23 protein-coding genes are annotated in these 18,627 nt (G+C 58.1%); 9 read left to right on the forward strand and 14 right to left on the reverse strand.

The genetic code is table 11. The features are described 5' to 3' along the window. From JFT85_RS09995 to JFT85_RS10050, 12 genes are all read right to left on the reverse strand, one after another. A complete protein-coding gene (locus JFT85_RS09995; RefSeq protein WP_167422742.1) occupies window positions 1–174 on the reverse strand; it encodes a hypothetical protein in 174 nt (57 codons plus the stop codon). Window positions 175–258: 84 nt separating this feature from the next. After that, window positions 259–516, reverse strand: a complete 258-nt coding sequence (locus JFT85_RS10000) for a tail fiber assembly protein (protein ID WP_073637230.1) — start codon at window positions 514–516, stop codon at window positions 259–261. A gap of 11 nt (window positions 517–527) precedes the next feature. Next, window positions 528–1,148, reverse strand: coding sequence for a hypothetical protein (locus tag JFT85_RS10005; protein WP_201229786.1), 621 nt, complete (start codon window positions 1,146–1,148; stop codon window positions 528–530). 27 nt (window positions 1,149–1,175) lie between these two features. Further along, window positions 1,176–1,709: a hypothetical protein gene (locus tag JFT85_RS10010; RefSeq protein ID WP_053254666.1), complete on the reverse strand. Its 534-nt coding sequence runs from the start codon at window positions 1,707–1,709 to the stop codon at window positions 1,176–1,178. After that, window positions 1,706–2,434 (reverse strand): phage tail protein I, encoded by a 729-nt coding sequence (locus JFT85_RS10015; RefSeq protein WP_053254665.1) that lies wholly within the window; start codon window positions 2,432–2,434, stop codon window positions 1,706–1,708. The genes JFT85_RS10010 and JFT85_RS10015 overlap by 4 nt, the downstream gene beginning before the upstream one ends. Continuing rightward, on the reverse strand, window positions 2,431–3,426 hold the full coding sequence (locus JFT85_RS10020) for a baseplate J/gp47 family protein (protein WP_053254664.1): 996 nt from the start codon (window positions 3,424–3,426) through the stop codon (window positions 2,431–2,433). Before JFT85_RS10020 ends, JFT85_RS10015 begins: the two co-directional genes overlap by 4 nt. After that, window positions 3,423–3,755 carry a hypothetical protein gene (locus JFT85_RS10025; protein WP_053254663.1) on the reverse strand — a complete coding sequence of 111 codons (333 nt, stop codon included), beginning with the start codon at window positions 3,753–3,755 and terminating at the stop codon, window positions 3,423–3,425. Before JFT85_RS10025 ends, JFT85_RS10020 begins: the two co-directional genes overlap by 4 nt. Window positions 3,756–3,764: 9 nt before the next feature. After that, entirely contained in the window at window positions 3,765–4,376 is a 612-nt protein-coding gene (locus tag JFT85_RS10030) for a phage baseplate assembly protein V (protein WP_169875934.1), read from the reverse strand. A gap of 3 nt (window positions 4,377–4,379) precedes the next feature. After that, the gene (locus JFT85_RS10035) at window positions 4,380–4,895 is read right to left on the reverse strand and encodes a hypothetical protein (RefSeq protein WP_169875933.1); all 516 of its coding nucleotides are present in this window, start codon (window positions 4,893–4,895) and stop codon (window positions 4,380–4,382) included. Between the two features lie 23 nt (window positions 4,896–4,918). Continuing rightward, window positions 4,919–5,257 carry a phage holin family protein gene (locus tag JFT85_RS10040; protein ID WP_053254660.1) on the reverse strand — a complete coding sequence of 113 codons (339 nt, stop codon included), beginning with the start codon at window positions 5,255–5,257 and terminating at the stop codon, window positions 4,919–4,921. A gap of 285 nt (window positions 5,258–5,542) precedes the next feature. Then, on the reverse strand, window positions 5,543–5,845 hold the full coding sequence (locus JFT85_RS10045) for a hypothetical protein (RefSeq protein WP_201230945.1): 303 nt from the start codon (window positions 5,843–5,845) through the stop codon (window positions 5,543–5,545). Between the two features lie 5 nt (window positions 5,846–5,850). Then, a complete protein-coding gene (locus JFT85_RS10050) occupies window positions 5,851–6,585 on the reverse strand; it encodes a LexA family transcriptional regulator (RefSeq protein ID WP_073637233.1) in 735 nt (244 codons plus the stop codon). 189 nt (window positions 6,586–6,774) lie between these two features. On the opposite strand from JFT85_RS10050, the gene JFT85_RS10055 reads away from it, so the two are divergent. The 5 genes from JFT85_RS10055 to fdxA all read left to right on the forward strand — a co-directional run bounded on the left by JFT85_RS10055 (window position 6,775) and on the right by fdxA (window position 11,606). Continuing rightward, complete coding sequence (locus JFT85_RS10055; protein WP_053255347.1) at window positions 6,775–7,497, forward strand: zeta toxin family protein; 723 nt, start codon at window positions 6,775–6,777, stop codon at window positions 7,495–7,497. Beyond that, window positions 7,497–7,664, forward strand: coding sequence for a hypothetical protein (locus JFT85_RS10060; RefSeq protein ID WP_167422741.1), 168 nt, complete (start codon window positions 7,497–7,499; stop codon window positions 7,662–7,664). Before JFT85_RS10055 ends, JFT85_RS10060 begins: the two co-directional genes overlap by 1 nt. Before the next feature lie 306 nt (window positions 7,665–7,970). Further along, the gene (locus tag JFT85_RS10065) at window positions 7,971–8,249 is read left to right on the forward strand and encodes a DUF3077 domain-containing protein (RefSeq protein ID WP_201229788.1); all 279 of its coding nucleotides are present in this window, start codon (window positions 7,971–7,973) and stop codon (window positions 8,247–8,249) included. Window positions 8,250–8,548: 299 nt separating this feature from the next. Then, a complete protein-coding gene (gene mutS / locus JFT85_RS10070; RefSeq protein WP_053254657.1) occupies window positions 8,549–11,140 on the forward strand; it encodes a DNA mismatch repair protein MutS in 2,592 nt (863 codons plus the stop codon). A 142-nt stretch (window positions 11,141–11,282) separates the two neighbouring features. After that, entirely contained in the window at window positions 11,283–11,606 is a 324-nt protein-coding gene (fdxA, locus tag JFT85_RS10075; RefSeq protein ID WP_053254656.1) for a ferredoxin FdxA, read from the forward strand. Between the two features lie 496 nt (window positions 11,607–12,102). On the opposite strand, the gene apbC is transcribed toward fdxA, so the two are convergent. Next, window positions 12,103–13,197 carry an iron-sulfur cluster carrier protein ApbC gene (gene apbC, locus JFT85_RS10080; protein WP_201229790.1) on the reverse strand — a complete coding sequence of 365 codons (1,095 nt, stop codon included), beginning with the start codon at window positions 13,195–13,197 and terminating at the stop codon, window positions 12,103–12,105. A 173-nt stretch (window positions 13,198–13,370) separates the two neighbouring features. Between apbC and metG the strand changes: the two genes are divergently transcribed. From metG to JFT85_RS10100, 4 genes are all read left to right on the forward strand, one after another. Next, window positions 13,371–15,422: a methionine--tRNA ligase gene (metG, locus tag JFT85_RS10085; RefSeq protein WP_069552177.1), complete on the forward strand. Its 2,052-nt coding sequence runs from the start codon at window positions 13,371–13,373 to the stop codon at window positions 15,420–15,422. A 215-nt stretch (window positions 15,423–15,637) separates the two neighbouring features. Continuing rightward, complete coding sequence (rsxB, locus tag JFT85_RS10090) at window positions 15,638–16,801, forward strand: electron transport complex subunit RsxB (RefSeq protein WP_201229792.1); 1,164 nt, start codon at window positions 15,638–15,640, stop codon at window positions 16,799–16,801. Window positions 16,802–16,903: 102 nt separating this feature from the next. After that, window positions 16,904–17,542, forward strand: a complete 639-nt coding sequence (gene nth, locus JFT85_RS10095; RefSeq protein ID WP_053254652.1) for an endonuclease III — start codon at window positions 16,904–16,906, stop codon at window positions 17,540–17,542. Between the two features lie 107 nt (window positions 17,543–17,649). Then, window positions 17,650–17,832 (forward strand): PA3496 family putative envelope integrity protein, encoded by a 183-nt coding sequence (locus JFT85_RS10100; protein WP_053254651.1) that lies wholly within the window; start codon window positions 17,650–17,652, stop codon window positions 17,830–17,832. An 85-nt stretch (window positions 17,833–17,917) separates the two neighbouring features. Here JFT85_RS10100 and JFT85_RS10105 read toward each other — a convergent pair whose 3' ends face one another. Then, window positions 17,918–18,550 carry a response regulator transcription factor gene (locus JFT85_RS10105; RefSeq protein WP_053254650.1) on the reverse strand — a complete coding sequence of 211 codons (633 nt, stop codon included), beginning with the start codon at window positions 18,548–18,550 and terminating at the stop codon, window positions 17,918–17,920. Between the last annotated feature and the right edge of the window lie 77 nt (window positions 18,551–18,627).

The raw sequence follows: 18,627 nt of genomic DNA on the forward strand, positions 1-18,627 counted from the left end.
TTAGTCAGCCTTCTTGGGGGTGGAGTTGAGGACGCTGGTCAGTTCCAGGCGGCCAGCGGTGCGCAGGGCAGATGCTTCGACGTCGAGCAGGTCCAGCTCCTCGCCGACGGTGGACCAGTGGCCTCCGCCGGTGGGGAATGGGATGAGGACGGTGTAGGTTTGGCGGTTGTGCATGGGTGGAATTCTCCGTATGGAAAACGCCAAAGCCCCTACGGGAGGGGCTTTGGAGAGGCGAAAAAAAACCGCTTTCGCGGTGGGTTACTTCAGGAAGGTGGGTAGTACGGGCCAGTCAATCTTCGAAGGTTCTGCCGCCTGCTCTGGGATGTCACGCAAAGCCTTACGATAGGCCGCTATTTCTGCTCGCTGCGCCGCAATTGCAGGATAGTCCGGCAATTGAGTGAAGTCGGTTGAGCGCAATAGTTGATCGCGACGAGCACGAATGGCTGCCCATTCAATTTCAGGCGTCGGCACAGCTATACCTACAGATGGACTCTCATTGCTAGATATTTCAGACATGCTCTATTTCCTTAACTAAAAACGACGGTATCTGCCAACGAAACCTTGGTTTTGAGATCACCCAAATTAAACAGACGACCATTACCCACTCGCATAGTGTCGATACGGACGGTGGTGTAATAAATATTAGGAATCAAAATTCGCATAACAATGTTTCCGTTCGCATCAACGTAAACAGCGGGTGTCATATTGCCAAAGGTTGAAACATTGTGCAGCGTTCGATTCGGTTTATAGCAATACCCGACCAACGTTTCATTGATAATTTTTGCCGTCCCGTAGCTGTAACCTTTGATATTGAACCAGAACATTTCTGCGTTGACATTAAGATTCAACGGAACCTGAAAATGCATATAGACATTGGTACTCGCGCCCAAATCGGTAGACTTAAAATCGCCTATTGCCAATGCTTCATATACGCCTCCCGTACCGTAAACATGCCCTTGAAGAATAGTGCTGCGAATGGTGCCTGGATAGTTCGGGTCTCCCTCGACATCCTTTAGGCTGCGCCACTCGTTGAACTGGGACAAGGCCCCAGCCATTGTCGCATTGATACTACCGATCTTTCCATTGACCGATGTGGTCAAGTTATTCGCCGCTGTCACCAGCGACGCAATAGTCGTTTCTAGACTCACGTTTAAAACTCCTTAACTGTTTACGCCTTAACGGCCAGATTCCAGCGACATCACACGAAACAGCAACTCAGTATGACGCGCCATGTTGTCGATATTCGCCGTCGCTAGCACTGCAATATCCTCCCCCAACAAAATATTGAGGTTGTCACTCCCCACCACAATCGTCACGCTGTCCACCGGCAACGGTGAAATATCCAGCGTAAACTTCTGCAGCACCCGCGCCGCTGCCGCTTTATAGGTCAGCAACTTCCCCGCCACGGAATACACCGCCAGCAAGGTCCCACTGGCGAGGTAAAAACCAAACTCGCCAATCTCATATTCGGCCTCGCCATCAAACAGCGCGGCCATTCTGAGTTGCCGGTTGCTCAGGTCCTCGTAATCCACGATGGCGGCCCGTTGGCGCTCGTCACGCAAAGCCACTTCTGTGCCGTCTGGGTTGTAGCGGCCGGTGCCAGCACCGATATGGGTGATTTCGCCTTTCAAACCCTGGTTCTTTGCCTGCAGCACTTCATCCAAACCCTTGGAGGTGAAGCGCACCAGGCGCGTAATGTCATCTGTCATGGCTGCGCCCTGAGGTCGTAGTCGTTAATGGTGAAGTGCCGGGCAAAACCGGCACTATTAAGCCGGGCGGCTAACCCGAATTCAGGCAACACGCCTTCCAACTGCAGCTCGCCATCAGTCAGTGGTGTGTGAGCTGCGCTGCAGAAGGATCCAGTGCTGTGTAGCTTCATGTCGGGCAAAGCACCCGGTTGGCTGTCGTCCAGAATACTCAGCCCCGGATCAGCCGCTGCGGCGAGTCGCAACCCCTGCGAGGTTTCATGCACGATGGTGATCGTCGCCCGGTCGCGTTCGCTTTGTGCCGCGTTGATGCGGCGAATCAGCCGGTTGTGATCACCACTGGACCAACTTCGCCCGATGATCGCCTGTATGTCGAAGGTGTAAGGTAATCCCGACGGACGCTGCTGATACCAGGCGATGATGTTGGGGGTGAATCCAAGTGACTCCACCGCGTAGCTCAATGCTTTGGGCATACCCGCCTGGCGCTGAATCTGCCAGGACAATGCGACCGTCAAACGTTTTTCAGGTTCGCTGGCATCGGCATCCCATTCACTAACGCCTCGGTCGGCGGCCAGGTAAGGCAGAAACTCGCCAGGCGTTTGCAGTGGATTCATCAACACCGGAAACGGCGGAATGACGCGGTCGAGCAATTGCCCGAATCCCAAATCCAGGGCCTTTTCCAACGGTGAGCTGTTGCCAGGTAACAAACTCGCTTTGGGCTCACTCATAGCGTGCGCACCTCCACCTCGACACCCGTGCAATACGGGGCCTGGAAGGCGTTGCTGATAATGGGTTCGAGCGGTTCAACGATTTGCAACTGCGCTGCACCCGCGCTGTGAATCGCGTAGTCGATCCAACTGGGGTCTACCCGCCCCTCGAGGCGATGACAGGATTCTGCATAGTCTTGCAGTAATTTCTGCGCCGCTACCTGAGTGAGCCCCGAGTCCGGACCGGCGTTGATCTTCGCGACCACACGGATTTTGTAGCGCAGGATGTGCGCGCCTTGCACGCTGACCAGATCGGTCTCTGGCCTCACATCCGGCCGTGCGAAATGGCGACGAACGCCGTCAAGCAAATCGGCGGATGGGCTGCCGTCGGCCTCACGAGAAAGCACCGTGACCATCACTTCGCCGGGCGCCGTTCGACGCGCGTTGCCGTCCTTGACCTGCGCCGCGTAGCCGTCCGGGTCAAAGGTGTAGCTGACCGTCACCACGCCCGGCGTGGCACTTTGCACCTTCACCGACGGCCGTTCACCCAGGGTAAAAACCTCTCGCCGATACTGCATCCGCGAGCCAGCTGCCGGTGCATGCGGCGCCAGGTAATAACGCAAGCGAGCGTCGTCGTCACTCTCCAACGTCGGCGGCACCGGCGGAAACGCCGCCGGGTCGCCGGGGTCGAGCACTTGGCGTTCCAGGCCCATATCGGCCAAGCGTGCATCCAGGTTGCTGCCGGTGGCCCACCACGCCAGCATCTGCTTGATACGCGCATTGTATTTGCGTTCGTGGGTTTGCAGACGTACACAAAACGCTTCCAGAGCGAGGGTCAGCAACTCGCTTTCGTTGTCGAGGCTGACCTTGAGTTTGGCCGCGCTTTGCGGTGCTCGGGTGGCGACGTAGTCAACAACGAACGCCTTGAATTCGGCCAGCAGCGGCTCGAACGCATCCACCGCAATGATGGCCGGTTCCGCCAGTTGATTCTGGCCGGGGATCAGCATGCTCATGTCACGACCTCGAAGGTTTGTTGGCGGTTTTTCCAGGTGCCGGCGAAACGCAAGAGCAGGCCGGCGCCTTGGCGGGTGGCGACGATGACTTGGGGTTGAAAATCGCCGATGCCGTTGTGGCTGTTGTAGAACGCTTGCGCGGCGTGGCTTTGGGCGAGGATCAGCAGGTCGTCGCCAAGGTTTTGGCCGAGCAGTTGCGGGATCAGCGAGCCGTACAGTGGGCGTTTCTGCCGAGTGCCCACCGGGGTGGTCAGCGCTCGGGTGGCGCGCTGCACGAATTGCAGCCAGTCATCGACGGCTGCCCCGGTGTTTCGATCGATGCCGAGCATGGAATGTCCTTATCGAGGGCTGATGACGCGGCCTTGATGGTCCACCAGCGGGCCGCTGAAGTGCGCGCCGCCAGCGTCCAGTACCAGGCGGGTGCCGCCGATTTGCAGGGTGATGTTCTGGGCGCTCATGACCAAGCTGGCGGCGCCGACCTTGACGTCTACCTGTTCGCGGGAACCGCTGAATGTGGTGGGGCCGTTGGCCCAGTTGAAGGTGTGGCTGGCGTCGTCATAGTCACTTTGGGTGCCGTCCTGATGGCGCCGCCGGGTCACTGTGGCAACGTCGGAAACTGGCGGAAACTGACGACTGTTGAGGCCGAACAAGGCCACCGACTGACCACCGCCTTCGCCGCCGCCGTAGTTGAGTAACAGGCATTGTTCACCCACGGACGGGATGCGCGTTTCGGTTTGCGCACCCGCGCTGGGGTTGAAAAAACGGATCGCCGGCGTGAGCAAATCACCATGGCTGACCTTGCAGGTATTGCTGGCGGCGTCGACTGACTGACACGTGCCGATCCGACAAAAACTCTCGGCGCGTCGATACAGGTCTTCAAGTTGCGTTTCCATTTCTGCCAGGCGCTCGACAATCGGCCCCAGTTGCATGCGTAACAGCGCGTCGAACATGGGCTACTCCGCCAGGGGTTTGTATTGGTCGGGATCGTCGATGTTCGACACTTCCCAGGTGCGGGCAAACAGCGGCTGGCCGGTAGGATCTGTGAGTAATGCCGGCCCGATATAGACGGTCTGGGTGAAGGAGACAGTCCAGGTGTCGTAGTCCGTTTCTGCTGTTGTTGCACCAACCGGAGCGGCGACGATATTTATCGGCAAATCGCACTGGGCCAAGGGCAGGCCCCAGCGGTTATCCAGCACCTGGTCCATAAGCTGGCTGGCCAGGTCGCAGGCATCAAACGGCAGCGCACCCGGCGCCACCATGGCCCTGAGCGAAATCGTCAGGGCATGCGCCTTGCGCCCTTCGCGAGAGCGAATGCCTGGGCCATTGCCTTCGACCGTGATCAACACGCCGGTTTTATCCACGGCGCCCTGAAAATCCTGGTGATTGCCAACCTTCAAGTCCGGGAAGGCCGCGTGCAGCGCCGCGCCGATGGCGAGGGGCAGTTGGGAGGGTTTTTCGATAAGGGTCATATTAAGTAGCGTCCTTGCAACGGTTACTGCGGGTCTTGGCCGGAGCCTTGGTTGACCCCGATGCGCTTGGCGGCCCAGCGCTCATAAAGGCCGATGGCGACATCGGCACCGGCCATTGCGGTGAGGCAACCAATCGCGCCGGCGGTCCAGATCGACATGCCGGCGGCGTAGCACAGCATCAAGGCTGAAACACCGCAGACCATGCACGCGCCGGAGCGCAGCGCCAGGCGGCGGATCAGCGACCAGCCACGTGCGCCTTCCTTGTCGGCGCGCCACATTTCACCGGACACCCCGCCGATCACTGCCAATACGATGACCAGCCAGATAGGCATTTCCGCTAACGCTTGCTGTTCATTTGTCATGTCACGCCTCCTGGCTGAGCACTCAATAGTCCGTTTTTCATTCACACATGCTTCGATAGGTCGGCATTCCAAAAAGCCCGGTTGCCCGGGCTTTTCAGTAATGATTTCCTCGAACGTTCGGCGCTACTGGCGCGGTACGGTTCTTTCCTCAATGTTTTTCCGACCACGATCCCTGTCTGCCGGATAACTGCTTCTGGTGCTTTACGCTGCACACCCGGGTCAGTTGCCAACCCTCTGAACCGTTAAGGCCGGTTCATCGCTGCCTGTTTTTTTAAAGCGGTGTAACTAAAGAGCGTCGGCATCCTTGCCGGTGTTGCCTGGCATCCCTGCCATCGCTTCGATGGCGTCCTTGCCGATGTTGCGTGCCGTCCTTGTCACTTTCCTTGGCAGCATCCTTGCCGCCTCCACCCCCTTGTTGGCTGGCTTGAGATGGAGAATATGCATGTATGCATATACAGTCAATGCACAAATGCATTTATTTTTCCCCATGAAATGCACGAATGCATTTAAATCCTTGCGGGTGAAGGGTTTAACGGTTTTTTGCAGGCGAAAAAAAGCCCGATCGGTGGCGGGCTTTGTCTTACGCAAGGAGGTTAACGGGCGTACATGCCCCACCAGAACACATGACCGAGGATGCTGATTTGCTCATCCTGGATATCCTGGAAGCTGTAATCTTCGTCCGGGTGCTCATCGCGATTAAAGCTGCGCAGACGAATGCCGGAAGGCAGGCGGTAGAGCTGTTTGACCCGCAATTGGCCATTGTGATTGATCGCATACAGGTCGCCATCAACGATATCGCCAATGCCGCTCTTGCCCGCATTCACCCCCACCGTCGCGCCATCGCGCAGCACCGGCAACATGCTGTTGCCGCGCACCGTCACACACTTGGCCTGGTCGAACTGCACACCGTTATGGCGAAGGCTGCGCTTGCCGAACCGCAGGCTGGCCTTCTCGCTTTCCTCGATGACGAATCTTCCTGATCCAGCAGCCAATTCAACCTCGCGCAGAAAGGGGATCGACACCTCGTCATCATTAACGGGCGTGTCGTCATCCCACAGGCTTATGTCCTTGAGTTCCGAATGCATCGGGTCACGCCCGTCATCGCGCAAAGCGCCCACGGCTGCACGCCCACGCAAGTGGTCGGTGCTGACGCGGAAGTATTCGGCGATGCGGGAGATGTGCTTGTCCGACGGATCAACGATCTTGCCGCTGAGGATCCGTGACAACGTGGATTGAGGCACGCCGGTACGCCGGTGAAGCTCCGTGGGGGAGATCCGGTCGCGGTCCAGCAATTCTCTTAAGACGATAGAAACGTTGCGTTTTTGCATAACGGGGATAATGGCGGGAGTTTTGGGGGTTGGCAAATGCTAAATTGCATATTTTATGCAAAATAAGGATGTGTTAAGTGAAGTTTCGCCCCGTCGCGATGCTTTAACCGAGTGATAGTCTTTGACACACCGCTGGAGCAGATGGGGATGCTTTTGATGGAACACACCGCATTTCACGACACCGACAGGATGACACCCGCGGAAATCGAGATTTCAGAAGAAGCACTGCGTTTTGCGCGCTCAAATAAAAAGTCAATTGCCAGACGCCTGACAGACAAAGCGATCTATCCGTCGGAGGAGTCGCCAGTTTCCGTCTTCATGGCAGGATCGCCCGGCGCAGAAAAAACAGAGGCATCGATTGCTCTTGTAAATCTATTCGCCGACACCCCAATTCTGCGAATCGACCCTGATGAACTTCGCAACGAATTTGCCGCTTACAAGGGGCCCAATTCGTGGTTTTTCCAACGAGGGGTATCGATTTGGGTCGAAAAAATAATTGATCAAGCACTGAATCAACGACAGTTCCTGCTACTCGACGGCACCTTTTCGAATCTCAAAGTCGCCAGAAGTAATGTTGAACGCTCATTGAAAAAGGGAAGATTCGTACAGATCTTATACGCATATCAAGACCCCATGCTCGCTTGGGATTTCGTGAAAGCTCGCGAGGAGGCCGAAGGCAGAAGAATTCATAAAGAGCATTTCATCGAGCAATACTTTGCAGCGCGTGACGTAGTGAATGCCCTTAAGCTAGAGTATCGAGGCGACGTTCATGTGGATTTGCTCATCAAGCATATCGACAACTCTGGACCGCTTTACAAACCGGGCGTGGATAAGATTGGCTACCATATCCCTGAGCAGCATACGCGGGCCGATCTAGAGGCCAGGCTCGGGCCACCATCAGGTGCGCATTGATGATTTCGATCAAGCTGGGCTTGTCCAAAGGCGCAAAAAGCTCTTTTGCCGACTTTATTCGTGACGCAAAATCCGATCAGAAAAAACGCGTTTACAGCGAAGTTCTGACCGAGGCTACCAAGCAGCAGAATCTCGTGATGATGAAAGCAGAGGCGAAAAGAGCCTGATTGCTTCCCACACCGCTTTCTGAAGCCCGGCACTGTGCTGGGCTTTTTATTGGGCCAACTTATTAGTTGGCCCTAGAAGACACGTTTATTATCCATGGCCCAATGTGCTTTTCGACAGCAGCATAGCGACATATCCATTTCCCCAGTTGCACCCACCCAACCACCACGCCGCCCTCCCCTCCGTCGCTGCCAGTTCAGCTTCAGCGACCGGGCCTGATAACCCGTCTAGATGCAGGCGCCAAAAGCGCCACGCATTCGTTCAACAACGAACGTGGTAGCTCTCAACCGACTATGGGAGTTTTACCGATGACCGCTACAGATCCATCCGCGTTAACCACCCTCGGCGTCACGCCCTTCTCCTTCCACTCCGACCAACCGCTATTTCGCGTCAACAGCGGCGTCTCCCTGCACAAAGCTTTACATCACGCCTCGGACCTCCTCCACGTCGCCAAGCAACTCGCCGAAGATGCAGCGATGACCAAGGAAACGGACCGGTACGCCTGGGCGTCGCATTACTTGCAGGAGATGGTCAAGGCGGTGGTTGATGATGTGGTGAAGGTGTTGGATTCGCCCGGTAACCTTTAGTAAGGGGCGAATCCAACACGGGCGCGGCGCCTGATTCCGATCAGTTAAGCGATAGCACAAGCACCGCTAACCTGTGGCGAGGGAGCTTGCTCCCTCGCCACAGGTTCGGTGTTCCTTACTGAGTGTTCATCCTTAATAGTGATGGCCATTGGGCGTTGCGCCATTTTTGGCTTTTACCTGGCTGTTTGTGACCTGCGAACCCTCGACCTCGCGTGTTAACCTTGCCGCCATCGCAAAATTAGCAGGGCCAAGCGCCCCATCTTTGCCCCACTCCTTTTAACGAATTTGCTAACTATCTGATGAGTAAAAACACGTCCGATCTGTCCTCCCACACGCCGATGATGCAGCAGTACTGGCGTCTGAAAAACCAGCACCCTGATCAGTTGATGTTCTATCGCATGGGCGACTTCTACGAGATCTTCTATGAAGACGCGAAGAAGGCCGCCAAGCTGCTGGACATCACCTTGACCGCGCGCGGGCAGTCGGCGGGGCAGTCGATTCCGATGTGTGGGATTCCTTACCATTCGTTGGAGGGCTACCTGGTCAAGCTGGTGAAGCTGGGCGAGTCGGTGGTGATCTGTGAGCAGATCGGCGACCCGGCCACCAGCAAAGGGCCCGTTGAACGTCAGGTGGTGCGCATTATTACGCCGGGCACGGTGAGTGATGAGGCGTTGCTGGACGAGCGTCGCGACAATTTGATTGCCGCCGTTTTGGGTGATGAGCGTTTGTTCGGCCTGTCGGTCCTGGATATCACCAGCGGTAATTTCAGCGTGCTGGAGATCAAGGGCTGGGAGAACCTGCTGGCGGAACTTGAGCGTATCAATCCGGTGGAGTTGTTGATTCCGGATGATTGGCCAAAGGATTTGCCGGCGGAGAAGCGTCGCGGGACCAAGCGCCGCGCGCCGTGGGATTTCGAGCGTGATTCGGCGCTGAAAAGTCTGTGCCAGCAATTCTCGGTGCAGGACCTTAAAGGCTTTGGCTGCGAAACACTGACCCTGGCCATCGGCGCCGCCGGTTGCCTGCTCAGCTATGCCAAGGAAACCCAGCGCACCGCCCTGCCGCATTTGCGCAGCCTGCGCCATGAACGCCTGGATGACACCGTGGTACTCGATGGCGCCAGCCGTCGCAACCTGGAACTGGACACCAACCTGGCCGGTGGTCGCGACAACACGCTGCAATCAGTGGTCGACCGTTGCCAGACCGCCATGGGCAGCCGTTTGCTGACCCGCTGGCTGAACCGTCCGTTGCGCGACCTGACCGTGCTGCAAGCGCGTCAGACGTCTATTACCTGCCTGCTGGATGGCTATCGCTTCGAAAAGCTGCAGCCACAGCTGAAGGAAATCGGCGATATCGAGCGCATCCTGGCGCGGATCGGCCTGCGCAATGCGCGACCCCGCGACCTGGCGCGCCTGCGCGATGCCTTGAGCGCGCTGCCACAGCTGCAAGTGGCGATGACCGAACTGGACACGCCGCACCTGCAACAACTTGCCGTGACGGCCGGCACCTACCCGGACCTGGCAGCGCTGCTGGAAAAGGCCATCATCGATAACCCGCCAGCGATCATCCGTGACGGCGGCGTGCTGAAAACCGGTTACGACAGCGAACTGGATGAGCTGCAGTCGCTGAGCGAAAACGCCGGGCAGTTCCTGATTGACCTCGAAGCCCGCGAAAAAGCCCGCACCGGCCTGGCCAACTTGAAGGTCGGCTACAACCGCGTGCACGGCTACTTTATTGAGTTGCCGAGCAAGCAGGCCGAGTCGGCGCCGATCGACTATCAACGTCGCCAAACCCTTAAAGGTGCCGAGCGCTTTATCACGCCGGAACTCAAAGAGTTCGAAGACAAGGCGCTATCGGCCAAGAGCCGTGCCCTGGCGCGGGAAAAGATGCTCTATGAGGCGTTGCTCGAAGACCTGATCAGCCGCCTGGCGCCATTGCAGGACACCGCCGCCGCCCTGGCGGAACTGGACGTGTTGAGCAACCTGGCCGAGCGGGCGCTGAACCTTGATTTGAACTGCCCGCGGTTTGTCAGCGAGCCGTGCATGCGTATCGAGCAGGGCCGCCACCCGGTGGTGGAGCAGGTGTTGACCACGCCGTTCGTCGCCAACGACCTGTCGCTGGACGACGATACCCGCATGCTGGTGATTACCGGTCCGAACATGGGCGGTAAATCCACCTACATGCGTCAGACCGCATTGATTGTGTTGCTGGCGCATATCGGCAGCTTTGTGCCGGCAGCCAGTTGCGAATTGTCGCTGGTGGACCGCATTTTCACGCGGATCGGCTCCAGCGATGACCTGGCCGGCGGCCGTTCGACCTTTATGGTGGAAATGAGCGAAACCGCCAACATCTTGCACAACGCCACTGAGCGCAGCCTGGTGCTGATGGACGAAGTCGGTCGCGGCACCAGCACCTTCGACGGCCTGTCGCTGGCATGGGCAGCAGCCGAGCGGCTGGCGCATCTGCGCGCCTACACGCTGTTTGCCACCCACTATTTTGAGCTGACGGTGCTGCCGGAAAGCGAGCCGTTGGTGGCCAACGTGCACCTCAATGCGACCGAGCACAACGAGCGTATCGTGTTCCTGCACCATGTGCTGCCAGGGCCGGCGAGCCAGAGTTACGGCTTGGCTGTGGCGCAGTTGGCCGGTGTGCCAAGCGAGGTGATTACCCGTGCCCGTGAGCACCTGAGCCGCCTGGAAGAAACCGCGCTGCCCCACGAGATTCCCGTGGCCAGCCCGGCCAAAGCCAGCACCAAACCCAGCGCGCCGCATCAAAGCGATATGTTCGCCAGCCTGCCCCATCCGGTGCTGGATGAGTTGGCCAAGCTTGACCTGGACGACGTGACGCCGCGCAAAGCGCTCGAAATGTTATATGCACTGAAGACTCGGATATAACGCAGACGCTTGCAAGCTGATAGAATCTCGCGCGGTTTGGGATGCTGCGGGCTTTTAGCCTGGCCTGCAGACTATCGCTCCCGAACCTCGCGAGCCCCACCATAAGGGGTTTCGCTGCCGCCGCCTGAGGAGAAAATTAGAAATGACCTTCGTCGTTACCGACAACTGCATCAAGTGCAAGTACACCGACTGCGTCGAAGTGTGTCCGGTGGACTGCTTCTACGAAGGCCCGAATTTCCTGGTTATCCACCCGGATGAGTGCATCGACTGCGCCCTGTGTGAACCAGAATGCCCGGCCGTCGCTATTTTCTCCGAGGACGAAGTCCCGGCAGAGATGCAGGAATTCATTCAGTTGAACGTCGATCTGGCGGAAATCTGGCCGAATATTACTGAGCGTAAAGATCCGATGCCGGATGCAGCGGAGTGGGATGGCAAGAAAGGCAAGATTGCCCAACTCGAGCGCTAAAAGCGCCGCCGCCCAATAAAAAAGGCCCCTTGCGGGCCTTTTTGCATTTCCACAGGGTAGGTTTCACTTTCCTGCAGACGAAAAAAGGGGCGGTATGACCCGCCCACATTTTTTCCCTAGTCCCTGTATTCCTTTTCATCATCCTGATGAATCGCATCCTGCGACGTTCCCTAACCATCGTTCCTTGATGGCTGTGTCAATCCATGGACACAGGGCTGATCTTAGAGAGTTCCGAGGGAAGTTCAACGGGATCCAAGCTGCACAAAGGCAGAATTGAACGCCTGGTCAAGTATAAATAACTGTTATTTTTCAACTAGATAGAAAAATCTATCGATATTTCGGGATGTCTATGGCCGGTAAAAAACCCAAACACTTACGAAAAAGTAAGCGAATGCTTACACGCGCAATTGCGTAAATGAGTCATTGAGAACCGTTGACTGATCAGCAGGCATAAAAAAGCCCCGACAAGGTCGAGGCTTTTTTCCTTCAACCGGAATCAGTCGTCGCTGACCGTGATGGTCGGCATCGCCGGAGCCGCGGCTTCCTGCAGAACGATCCGCGCGCCGACGTGACGAGCCAGCTCCTGGTAGATCATAGCGATTGGCCCATCGGGTTCGGCCGCCACGGTGGGCTTGCCACCATCGGCCTGTTGACGAATTTCCATCGCCAACGGCAACGAGGCGAGCAATTCGACACCATACTGGGTCGCCAGCTTCTCGCCGCCGCCTTCGCCAAACAGGTGCTCGGCATGCCCGCAGTTGGAGCAGATATGCACCGCCATGTTTTCCACGACGCCCAGCACCGGGATATTGACCTTGCGGAACATCTCCACGCCTTTCTTCGCGTCGAGCAACGCCAGGTCCTGTGGGGTGGTCACGATCACCGAGCCGGCCACCGGGACTTTCTGCGCCAGGGTCAATTGGATATCACCGGTGCCCGGCGGCATGTCGATCACCAGGTAATCCAGGTCGCCCCAGGCGGTCTGGGTGACCAATTGCAGCAGCGCGCCGGAGACCATCGGCCCGCGCCAGACCATCGGCGTGTTGTCATCGGTCAGGAAGGCCATGGACATGACCTCCACGCCCATCGACTCAATCGGCACGAACCATTTCTGGTCCTTGACCTTCGGTCGGGTGCCTTCGGCGATGCCGAACATCACACCTTGGCTCGGGCCATAGATGTCGGCGTCGAGAATCCCCACGCGGGCGCCTTCACGGGCCAGGGCCAGCGCCAGGTTGGCCGCCGTGGTGGACTTACCCACGCCGCCCTTGCCGGACGCCACGGCGATCACGTTCTTGACGTTGGCCAGGCCCGGGATCTGCGCCTGGGCCTTGTGCGGGGCGATCACGCACTGAATGTCGACCTTGGCCGAACGCACGCCGTCCAGGCCCTCGATGGCCATTTGCAGCATCTGCGACCAGCCGGTCTTGAACAGGCCTGCGGCATAGCCCAGTTGCAACTGAACCGAAACCTGGTCGCCCTGGACCTCAATGGCACGTACACAGCCGGCACTGACCGGGTCCTGGTTCAAATAGGGGTCGGTGTATTGGCGAAGAACGGCTTCCACCGCTGCGCGATTGACGGCGCTCATGGGCTACTCCCGAAAAAAGACTGACTGAAACAGGCGGCTATCCTAACCGTTCCGGGCGCCCAACGGCATGCTTTCGCAGGCCTGGGAAGATTCAGAAACAGCACCACGGGGTGAAATATATTTCCCGGCGCTTTATAGTGGCCGACCTCCGTTTCATCAAGTAGCCGAGCCCCATGTCCGAGCCACGCAAGATCCTCGTCACCAGCGCCCTGCCCTATGCCAATGGTTCCATCCATCTTGGCCATATGCTTGAGTACATCCAGACCGATATGTGGGTGCGCTTCCAGAAGCATCGCGGCAATCAATGCATTTATGTCTGCGCGGACGACGCCCACGGATCGGCCATCATGTTGCGCGCCGAAAAGGAAGGGATCACCCCGGAACAACTGATCGCCAATGTGCAGGCTGAACACAGCGCCGACTTTGCCGAGTTCCTGGTGGATTTCGACAACTTCCATTCGACCCACTCCGACGAAAACCGCGAGCTGTCGAGCCAGATCTACACACGCTTGCGCGACGCCGGGCACATTGCCACGCGTTCGATCACGCAGTATTTCGACCCGGAAAAGAAAATGTTCCTGGCCGACCGCTTCATCAAGGGCACCTGCCCCAAATGCGGCACTGAAGACCAGTACGGCGACAACTGCGAGAAGTGTGGCGCCACCTACGCACCGACTGACCTGAAGAACCCGCGGTCGGCTATCTCCGGCGCCATCCCGGTGCTCAAGGATTCCCAGCACTTCTTCTTCAAGCTCCCGGATTTCCAGCAGATGCTGCAAACCTGGACCCGCAGCGGCACGCTGCAGGAGGCCGTGGCCAACAAGATCGCCGAATGGCTGGATGCCGGCCTGCAACAGTGGGACATTTCCCGCGATGCACCGTACTTCGGTTTCGAGATCCCGGGCGAGCCAGGCAAGTATTTCTACGTGTGGCTGGACGCGCCGATCGGCTACATGGCCAGTTTCAAGAACCTGTGCGACCGCACGCCGGAGCTGGACTTCGATGCCTTCTGGGCCAAGGACTCCACCGCCGAGCTGTACCACTTCATCGGCAAAGACATCGTCAACTTCCACGCCCTGTTCTGGCCGGCGATGCTTGAAGGCTCGGGCTACCGTAAACCGACCGGCATTGCCGTGCATGGCTACTTGACGGTCAACGGCCAGAAAATGTCCAAGTCCCGTGGCACCTTTATCAAGGCGCGCACGTACCTGGACCACCTGTCGCCGGAATACCTGCGCTACTACTACGCATCCAAACTGGGCCGTGGCGTCGACGACCTGGACCTGAACCTGGAAGACTTCGTACAGAAGGTCAACTCGGACCTGGTCGGCAAAGTCGTCAACATCGCCAGCCGTTGCGCCGGGTTTATCCATAAGGGTAATGCCGGGCTGCTGGTGGCAGAAAACGCCGCACCGGAGCTGACCGAAGCGTTCCTGGCTGCCGCGCCAAGCATTGCCGACGCCTATGAAGCCCGCGACTTTGCGCGCGCCATGCGCGAGATCATGGGCCTGGCCGACCGTGCCAACGCCTGGATCGCCGACAAGGCGCCGTGGTCGCTGAACAAGCAGGAAGGCAAGCAGGCGGAAGTCCAGGCGATCTGCGCCACAGGCGTCAACCTGTTCCGCCAGTTGGTGATCTTCCTCAAACCGGTGCTGCCGCTGCTGGCCGCCGATGCCGAGGCGTTCCTCAACGTTGCGCCACTGACCTGGAACGACCACGCCACCTTGCTCAGCAACCATCAGTTGAACGAGTTCAAGCCGTTGATGACGCGTATCGACCCAGTGAAAGTGCAGGCCATGACCGATGCTTCGAAAGAAGACCTGGTCGCCAGCCAGACCGACACCGGCGAAGCGGCACCGGCGGGCAATGGTGAATTGGCCAAGGACCCGATTTCCGCGGAAATCGACTTCGACGCCTTTGCCGCCGTGGACCTGCGTGTTGCGCTGATCGTCAAGGCCGAAGCCGTGGAAGGTGCCGACAAGCTGCTGCGCCTCACCCTCGACCTCGGTGGCGAGCAACGCAACGTGTTCTCCGGGATCAAAAGTGCTTATCCGGACCCGTCCAAGCTCGATGGTCGCCTGACCATGATGATCGCCAACCTCAAGCCACGGAAAATGAAGTTCGGCATTTCCGAAGGCATGGTGATGGCGGCTGGCCCTGGCGGCGAAGAAATCTACTTGCTGAGCCCGGACAGCGGCGCCAAGCCGGGTCAACGCATCAAGTAAAACAGCCTGGTGTGAGGGCTGTTGTGACAGGCGGGCTTGCCCGCGTTGTGGCACGCAGCAGCCCTAAACCGAGCACCCGGCGTCATCGGTGTAAAATGCAGTGGCCCTCAATGGGGCCGCTTCGCAGCCCTACGCGGGGCAAGCCCGCTCGCCACGACAGGCCTGCCCACCACGACAGGCCCTGATTGCTTAACCGGCATGCCAGTGATTCCCTCATGACTCTGATTCAACGTATCGACGCGCTGCTGCCGCAGACCCAATGCGGCAAATGTGGGCACCCGGGATGTAAGCCTTATGCCGAGGGCATCGCGCTTGGCGAGGCGATCAACAAGTGCCCGCCCGGTGGGCAGGAAACCATCGCAGGTCTTGCCCAATTGCTACGGGTGCCGGTTCTGGAACTGGACACCAGCCGAGGCGAGGCCCCGGCTCAAGTCGCCTATATTCGCGAAGCCGAGTGCATCGGTTGCACCAAATGCATCCAGGCCTGCCCGGTGGATGCGATTGTCGGCGCCGCCAAGTTGATGCACACCGTCATCATGGATGAGTGCACAGGTTGTGACCTGTGTGTCGCGCCCTGCCCTGTCGACTGCATTGAGATGCGCCCAGCGGCCACGGTGGTGCCGATTGTGGGTGGCCTGGCGGCTGATGATCAGCAACGCCAGGAACGAGGCGTCAAGCGCGACCGCGCGCGGCGGCGCTACGAACAACGCAGTGCGCGCCTGCAGCGGGAAGAAGCGCACAAGCTTGCCGAGCGACTGGCACGGGCCAAGCGCTCGGCGCCGGTTGCGCCGGTACCCGCTGATACCGCTCAGGCGGCCAGGGATGCGGCGGTCAAGAAGGCCAAAATCGCTGTCGTAATGAGCCGTGCCCAATTGCACAAGTCCCTGAAAGCGTTTGGTCACCCACCGACGTTCGAGCAACAGACGCAGTTGGTCGTCCTGCAACAACAGTTCGAAGCGGCAGAGCAGGCACTTGCAGCCCTGGAAGTGAACAGCCCGGCGCCCCCGCCGCCACAAAAAGACCCGGCGCTCAAACGCGCCAAAATCCAGCTGGCCATGCGTCGCGCCGAACTTAAAAAAGCCCAGGACCTGAACGCAGACGAACAGCAACTGGCGGCCTTGAGCGTCGCGCTGTCCAGCGCAGAGCAAGCCTTGCATGACGCCGAAGCCGGCAGTGAGCAACCCCGGCCAGACTTGCAGCGTGTGGAAAAACGCCCCATCGATGCCCAACTGCGTCAGCTGAAAACCGCCCTGGCCTATGCTCGCGCCGATGTGAGCAAGTTACAACGCCAAGCGCACGTCAGCGCAGATGAGCTGGAAGCCGCCCAGCGCAAGCTGAATGACGCGCAACGCCTGGTGGACACCCACGGTGGCACCTGATCGGCCACGGTCGCTGCCGGCCGTACTGGCGATGGTTTATCCTGCAACGCCTGCACCTACCTTGAACACCACGTTGATCGCCTGCAAGGAACCGCCTGCCCCATGAACGCCGCAAAACGCCTGGAAATTTTCCGCAGGTTTCACGAAGACAATCCGGAGCCCAAAACCGAACTGGCCTACTCTTCGCCGTTCGAGTTGCTGATTGCGGTGATCTTGTCGGCCCAGTCCACTGATGTCGGCGTCAACAAGGCGACGGCCAAGCTTTACCCGGTGGCCAATACGCCCGAGGCCATTTACGCCTTGGGCGTGGAAGGTTTGTCGGAGTACATCAAGACCATCGGGCTGTACAACAGCAAGGCCAAGAATGTCATCGAAACCTGCCGGCTGCTGGTCGAGTTGCATGGCAGCGAAGTGCCACAAACTCGCGAAGCCCTCGAAGCACTCCCAGGCGTGGGTCGTAAAACCGCTAATGTCGTGCTCAATACCGCGTTTCGGCAACTGACCATGGCCGTGGACACCCATATCTTTCGCGTCGCCAACCGAACCGGCATCGCCCGCGGCAAGAACGTGGTGGAAGTAGAAAAGCAGCTGATGAAGTTCGTGCCCAAGCCTTATTTGCTCGACTCCCACCACTGGTTGATTCTTCACGGGCGCTACGTTTGTCAGGCCCGCAAACCGCGCTGTGGCAGCTGCCGCATCGAAGACCTGTGCGAATACAAGGAAAAGACGTCCGACGATTGAGGGTTCATTGGTTTTCTCGATCAGTCGATTGAAAAAATCTTTTTTACCCGTTCATGGATTATCGTTATAAGGAGCGCCAACGGCAGTCTTAGCCTGGAGTTAACCTTATGAGCACTGGCAAAGAACAACTGGATGTAGACGACGACCTGGTTGCAGAGTCTGATGACGATGGGGAAGCACCTGTTGCAGAGGTGGCCAAGACCAATTTGAGCAAACGCCGCACCATCGACAACCTGTTGGAAGAGCGACGCTTGCAAAAACAACTGGCCGATTACGACTTCGATCTCTGATCGACCCGTTGACGACCGGAAGCCTCCCTGACGGAGGCTTTTTTCTGCCGGTGGTTCTAGCTTCGGTGCGCAATGGCACCCACCTCTAAACGAGGCCGTTGCGCTGGGCCAGCTCGATCAGATCCACTAGGGAGCGCGCATTGAGCTTGAGCAACAGGCGAGTCTTGTAGGTACTGACGGTTTTGTTGCTGAGGAACATACCGTCAGCGATCTCCTTGTTGGTTTTGCCACGGGCCAGTTGCTGCAACACCATCATCTCGCGCCCCGACAAGCGCTCGACCATGTCCGCTTCGCTGGCATTGCCCATGGTGGAGCGGACCGAGTTGAGCGCCTGGTTAGGGAAATAGCTGTAGCCGGAGAGGACGGCCTTGATGGCACTCAACAACTCGGTCAGGTCCTGTTGCTTGCATACGTAGCCTGCCGCCCCCGCCTGCATGCAGCGCATCGAAAAATGGCCAGGCGCCTGAGACGTCAGCACCAGCACCTTGACCGGTGCAGGCTGCTTGGTAGACGCCAGGCGACAAATAACTTCCAGCCCATCAAGTTTGGGTATCCCGATATCCAGTATGACAATGTCCGGCACATGTTCCCGTGCAAGTTGCAACGCATCGACGCCGTTATCAGTCTCGGCAACGACTTCATAACCATGACGTTCCATTAGCATGCGCACAGCAAGACGAATGACGGGATGATCATCCACGATCAGCACTTTATTCATGAGAAAGTCCAATTTCGCTGTTCGAATTATTTAGAGCAAGCACAATAGCCTAGTCGTTTCTTCGTTGGCATAGCGCT

This window comes from Pseudomonas sp. TH04 (genome assembly GCF_016651355.1).
GTDB lineage: Bacteria > Pseudomonadota > Gammaproteobacteria > Pseudomonadales > Pseudomonadaceae > Aquipseudomonas > Aquipseudomonas fluorescens.